4 protein-coding genes and 1 pseudogene are annotated in these 5,955 nt (G+C 64.8%); 1 reads left to right on the forward strand and 4 read right to left on the reverse strand.

Annotated features, from left to right (window positions below; translation table 11 throughout):
• A partial coding sequence (locus tag RUW20_RS05770) for an arylsulfatase (protein ID WP_313951246.1) occupies positions 1–2,375 on the reverse strand: 2,375 nt, incomplete at its 3' end.
• A 155-nt stretch (positions 2,376–2,530) separates the two neighbouring features.
• On the opposite strand from RUW20_RS05770, the gene RUW20_RS05775 reads away from it, so the two are divergent.
• On the forward strand, positions 2,531–3,595 hold the full coding sequence (locus RUW20_RS05775; RefSeq protein WP_313951247.1) for an AraC family transcriptional regulator: 1,065 nt from the start codon (positions 2,531–2,533) through the stop codon (positions 3,593–3,595).
• Positions 3,596–3,624: 29 nt separating this feature from the next.
• Here RUW20_RS05775 and RUW20_RS05780 read toward each other — a convergent pair whose 3' ends face one another.
• The 3 genes and pseudogenes from RUW20_RS05780 to RUW20_RS05790 form a co-directional block, all read right to left on the reverse strand.
• Positions 3,625–4,779, reverse strand: a complete 1,155-nt coding sequence (locus RUW20_RS05780; RefSeq protein WP_313951248.1) for an ATP-binding cassette domain-containing protein — start codon at positions 4,777–4,779, stop codon at positions 3,625–3,627.
• Between the two features lie 31 nt (positions 4,780–4,810).
• Positions 4,811–5,605, reverse strand: coding sequence for a carbohydrate ABC transporter permease (locus RUW20_RS05785; RefSeq protein ID WP_313951249.1), 795 nt, complete (start codon positions 5,603–5,605; stop codon positions 4,811–4,813).
• A gap of 95 nt (positions 5,606–5,700) precedes the next feature.
• Positions 5,701–5,955 (reverse strand): annotated as a pseudogene (locus RUW20_RS05790) (sugar ABC transporter permease); the annotation flags it as partial.

Below are 5,955 nucleotides of genomic sequence, written 5' to 3' on the forward strand. Positions count from 1 at the left end.
TTCACGCCGGTCAGCGTGTCGGAGCCGATGTCAAAGCTCTCGTCCCACTGCAGGATCATCGGCAGCGTCTTCTCCATCTTGATCGTCTGCACTTCCTTGCCGTCGACCTTGAGGGTACCAGTGCCCGAGCGACCCAGTCCGCTCATGTTGTTGAAAGCGAGCGTGCCGAGACCGAGGCCGTCGTACTTGAAGTCGAACTCGAGGGTGTGCTTGCCCGGCGCCAGCACTTCGGGCCCTTCCCACTTCACCCGCTTCAGGTCGATCAGGTTCCACAGGAACACCGGCTTGCCCTTGAGCAGGTAGAAGCCGTAGCCGGCAAAGCGCCCGCCGGAGGTCAGGATCATGCCTTCGGCTCCACCCTGCGGCACCTCGATGTCGGCGGTGATGGTGTAGGACGCGTCCAGCAGGAAGGGCGAGTCGCCCTGTGGCAGGCCGACCATCGGCCGCGTGTAGACAAACTCGCTACGCCCGGCGGTAATGTTCGGGCGCGGGGCAACGACGCGTGCCGCCACCGAGGCATCCAGCGGCAAGACCTGATACTTCTTGGCCTCGGCGAGGAATTTCGCGCGCAGCTGCTTGACCTTTTCCGGGTGCTGTGCGGCGATGTCGTCGGCCTGGTTCCAGCTCTTGTGCAGGTCGTACAGCTGGAATACCTGGTTGTTCAGCGGGTCGGTGTTGGCCGGGCCGAAAGCCTCCCACGGCGCCCGGTTGACCTTGGTGCTGAGCAGCCAGCCCTCGTCGTACAGCGCCCACTGGCCCATCATCTCGAAATACTGCGTCTTGTGCCGCGAAGCCTCCTTGGCATTCTTGGCATCGAAGGTGTAGAGGAAGCTGGTGCCTTCAATCGGCGCCTGCTTGATGCCGTCCACCATCTCGGGGGCCTTCAGGCCGGCCGCCTCAAGGATGGTCGGCACGACGTCGATGACGTGGACGAACTGCTCGCGCAGCGCGCCCTTGTCCTTGATCCGCGCTGGCCAGGACACCACCATGTTCTGGTTGATGCCGCCCAGGCGCGAGGCGTTCTGCTTGAACCAGTCGAAGGGCGAGTCGAAGGCCCACGACCAGCCGGCCGACATGTGGTTGTAGGTCTGCTCGGTGCCCCAGACGTCGTACCACTTCATCTGCACATCCACCGGCAGCTCGTTCACGCCGTTGAAGAAGGCCACTTCGTTGGGGGTGCCCAGCGGGCCGCCCTCGGCGCTGGTACCGTTGTCGCCGTTGATGTAGATGATCAGCGTGTTGTCCAGCCGGCCCAGGTCCTCGAAGGACTGGATGACGCGGCCGATCTCATGATCGTTGTAAGCGGCATAGGCGGCGAAGATCTCGACCTGCTTGATGAACAGCTTCTTGGTCTTGTCGTCGAGCTGGTCCCAGGGCTTGAGCACCGTGTCTGGCCAGGGCGTGAGTTTCGAGTCCGCCGGGATCACGCCAAGTTTCTTCTGGTTTTCGAAGATCGTTTCGCGCAGCTTGTTGTAGCCGTCGTCGAAGAGGTGCATGTCGTGAATTTTCTTCACCCATTCCTCGGTCGGGTGGTGCGGTGCGTGCGTGGCCCCCGGCGCGTATTTGATGAAGATCGGTTTGTTCGGCTGGATCTGGTGGATCCGTGTCATGTAGTCGATGGCGTCATCGGCCATCCCGGTGATCAGGTTCCAGCCCGGTTTGCCCTCGAACGGATAGATTTGCGTGGTGTTGCGGAACAGGTTGGGCTGCCACTGGTTGGCGTCGCCACCGACAAATCCGTAGAAGTATTCAAAGCCCATGCCGGTCGGCCATTGGTCGAACGGCCCGACCTGGCTGGCGGCGAAGGCCGGCGTGTTGTGATCCTTGCCGAACCAGGCGGTGGCATAGCCGTTGTCGAGCAACATGCGCCCGATGGTGGCCTTGTCCTTGGCGATGATGCTGTTATAGCCGGGGAAGCCGGTGGCCTGTTCGGAAATCACGCCGAAGCCCGCCGAGTGGTGGTTGCGCCCGGTGATCAGCGCGGCGCGCGTCGGCGAGCACAGCGCGGTGGAGAACATGCGGTTGTAGCGCAGGCCTTCCTTGGCGATGCGGTCCATGGTCGGCGTCGGGATGACACCGCCGAAGGTGCTGGGCACGCCAAAGCCGGCGTCATCGGTGATGATCAGCAGGACGTTGGGGGCTTGCTTGGGAGGAACGATGGCCGGAGCCCACCACGCCTTGGAACTGAGGGCGTCGTTCTTGATGACGCCGCCGAATTTGGGATCAGGTGCGGGCAGCTGCTTGTTGCTGACCGTGGTTGTGGCGCTGGGCGAACCCAGCGTGCCAGTCACTTGCTGTGCCGTCGCTGGGCCGGCAAAGGCCAGCGCGGCGAAGAGCAGGCACAGTGCGTGGGTCAAACCGCGAATTCTGGACATCGTTTTCTCCTGCGTATCGGAACAGGCCTGAATATAACAAGCTTGGCCGCCATGGCGTCTTGCAATTCCGGACATTTTTCGCTCAGAATGGCTCGGCTGTCAGAGGCGGCCCTGGCCTCGAGCAGGGCATACGCTCAAAGAACGAGACCAAAGCCGTGAAAACAAACCCCAGATCGCCAGCACTGCCGTGGAACTCGCTGACGACAAGCGCGCCGGGTGACATTCGTGTCGGGCCGATCCAGGCCATTCCAGCCCTCCTCGCCGACCTGGGCGCCAACCCACGGCAGGCATTCGCGCAAGCCGGCGTCGATCGGCAACTGTTCCTCGATCCGGACAACCGGATTCAGATCGACGCGCTCGGCCGTCTACTCGAGAGCTGCGTCGAACTCACCGGCTGCGCGCACTTCGGGCTGCTGCTCGGCGCGCGCTTTGATTTGAAAGGCTTGGGGCCACTTGGCGATCTGATGTGCAACGCCGCTACGGTCGGCGAAGCGCTCAGGGGTCTGCTGCTGCACCTCCACCTCCATGACCGTGGCGCGGCACCGCTACTGCTCGCGCCAGCGTCAGCACCCGCTCCCGCTTGTGCCCTTCTCGGCTACTCGGTCTTCCGTCACGGCACGCCCGCGCTCGCGCAAATCCTCGATGCCGCCATCGCCATCGCCTACGCCATCCTGAACGCATTGTGCGGGCCGACCTGGAAGGCGCGGCACGTACAGTTTTCTCACAGCCAACCGGCCAGCAGCGATGCCTATCACCGCGTCTTCCGCTGCAACGTCAGCTTCGACGCGGAAGTTTCGGGGATCGTCTTCGACGCGGCCTGGCTTGAGCAAGCAATCAAAGGTGCCGACGCGACGCTCCACGAACTCGTCAGCAAGGCCATTCGCGACGCGGACGCCAGGAGTGCGATGAGCTTCGCCGAGCGCGTGCAAGGCATGCTGCCGCAAATGCTGCTTAGCCGCATGGCATCGGCCGAGGCGGTCGCGTGCCAGTTCGCGATCCACGAGCGGACCCTGCGGCGGCGCCTGGAACGGGAGGGGAAGAATCTGCAGGAGCTGGTCAATCAGGCGCGTTTCGAGCTTGCCCGGCAGCTTCTTCAGAACACCGCCCTCTCCGTGTCGGTGATCGCCACGGCGCTGTGCTATGACGATCCGAATGCCTTCTCCCGCGCCTTTCGCAACTGGGCGCAGCTCAGCCCCACGCAGTGGCGCGGGCGACCGTGAGCAAGGGCCAGTGGGTCGACCTCTGTCAGCTATGAGCCGCGAGTAGGCGCGGCTTCGCGCGCCTCGACCGGCACCTCCGCAAGCGCTCCACGCGCCTGCGCGACGCCATCGGCACGAAACAGGTGCAGCGCCGCCGCCGGCAAGGCGAACGGCAGCAGATCGCCGATGGCGATGTCGTCGCGCGGACTCTTGGCGAGCAGTGGCACGCTGGCGCCCGGCAGGTCGAGATAGACGTGACTGAGTTCGCCGAGGCGCTCGACGTGGCTGACGCGAGCACGCTGCGTCCCCTGCCCCAGCAGCACATGCTCCGGCCGGATGCCCAGCGTCACCGGCTCACCGGGCGTCAGCCCCTGCGGCGACAAGCGCGCTGCGCAGGGCATGCCGTGCACGTCGGCAAGTACACAACCGTCGCCAAGCGACTTCACCTTTGCTTCGATGAAGTTCATCGCCGGCGAGCCAATGAAACCGGCGACGAAGCGGTTCGCCGGGTGGTGGTACAGCTCCAGCGGCGGACCGGCCTGCGCCACGCTTGGGGCATCGCCGCGACCGGCCAGCGGCTGCAGCAGGACGATGCGGTCGGCCAGGGTCATCGCCTCGACCTGGTCGTGCGTCACATAGACCATGCTCGCCAAGCCGAGCGCGCGGTGCAGCCGGGCGATCTCCAGGCGTGTCTGCACGCGCAGCGCGGCATCGAGGTTGGACAGCGGTTCGTCGAACAGGAACACCTTCGGCTGGCGGACGATCGCCCGCGCGATCGCCACCCGCTGCCGCTGGCCACCGGACAACTCTTTCGGCCGCCGCTGCAGCAGGCCGTCAAGTTGCAGGATGCGCACCGCTTCGGCGATACGCCCTTCGATCTCGCCGGCCGGCAGCTGGCGATGCTGCAGGCCGAAAGCCATGTTCTGATGGACGCTCATGTGCGGGTACAGCGCATAGCTCTGGAACACCATCGCCACGTTGCGCCGTGCCGGTGGCAGCTCGTTGACCCGCACAGCGTCGATCTCGATCTCGCCAGCGCTTGGGTCTTCCAGGCCGGCGAGCAGGCGCAGCAGCGTGGACTTGCCGCAACCCGAAGGCCCGACGAAAACGCAGAACTCGCCCGCCGCGATGGTGAGATCGATGTCGTTGAGCACCGGCGTGTTGCCGAAGCGCTTGCTGACGCCACGCAGCTCGATACGGCTCATCCCGATCCTCCCGTCGACGCTCTCATGGCACTCACCCCTTCACCGCACCAGCCGACAGGCCGGAGACGATGCGCCGCTGAAAGACCACCACCAGCCCCACCAGCGGCAGGGTGACGATCACCGACGCGGCCATGATCCTGCCCCACGGCAGCTCGAAGCCGCTGGCCGTGCTGATCAGCGCGATGGCCACCGGCACCGTGCGCGCCTCGGTCGACAGGGTGAAGGTCAGCGCGAAGAGGAACTCGTTCCACGCGGCGATGAAGGCGAGCAGGCCGGTGGCGACCATCGCTGGCCAGAGCAGCGGCATGAAGACGCGAAAGACCAGCGTCAGCACACCGACGCCATCCATCGCCGCCGCCTCCTCCAGCTCTTTGGGCAACTGCCGCATGAAGGTCACCAGCACCCAGACGGTGAAAGGCAGCGTCAGCACCAGGTCGGCAATCACCAATGCACCCAGCGAATCGTAAAGGCCGAAAAAACGCACCAGCTCGAACATCCCCGACAACACCGCCACCTGCGGCAACATCGACGCCGACAGGATCAGCATCAGCAGCACACCACGACCGCGAAACTCTACCCGCCCGAACGCCCAGGCGGCCATCAGGCTCAGGCCGAGCGACAGCGCGACGACGCTGCCGGCAACGAACAGCGAGTTGAGCAGGTTCTGCGCGAACGGCTGGTCGGCAAAAACGGCGCGGTAGTTGGCAAAGGTCGGCGCCGCCGGCCACAGCGCCGGCGAGAACAGGCCCGTACCCTGCTTGAACGAACTCGACAGCGCGTAGAGCAGCGGAAAAACCGAGATGAAAATGAACAGCAGCGAGGCCATCCAGTAGCCGATACTGCCCCAGGGAAGACGACGCCGGCCCGGCGCGGTACGCCGCTTTGCGGGGGCCGAACCCGCTCGGGCCTGCATCGGCTCGCTCACGCCGCCGCCCGCTCGAAGGTCTTGCGCATCAAGCCCATGGCCACGATGCTCAGCAGCGCGACCATGAAGAACAGGCAGGTCGCTGCCGCCGAGCCGTAGCCGATCAGGCCGAAGTCGATCAGTTGCTCGCGCACGAAGACCGACATGCTCTGCGTGTCGCGGCTGTTGGAAGTCATCACGTAGATCAGATCGAAAACCCGCAGCGCGTCCAGCGTGCGAAAGACCATCGCCACCAGGATGCCGGGCAGGAT

The sequence above is a fragment of the Accumulibacter sp. genome, assembly GCF_032229525.1.
Lineage (GTDB): Bacteria > Pseudomonadota > Gammaproteobacteria > Burkholderiales > Rhodocyclaceae > Accumulibacter.

Bases quoted from the DNA above. Each gene is read 5' to 3' on its own strand.
- RUW20_RS05785 (WP_313951249.1), bottom strand. From the start codon at position 5,605: ATGGCCTCGCTGCTGTTCATTTTCATCTCGGTTTTTCCGCTGCTCTAC.
- RUW20_RS05780 (WP_313951248.1), bottom strand. From the start codon at position 4,779: ATGAGCCGTATCGAGCTGCGTGGCGTCAGCAAGCGCTTCGGCAACACG.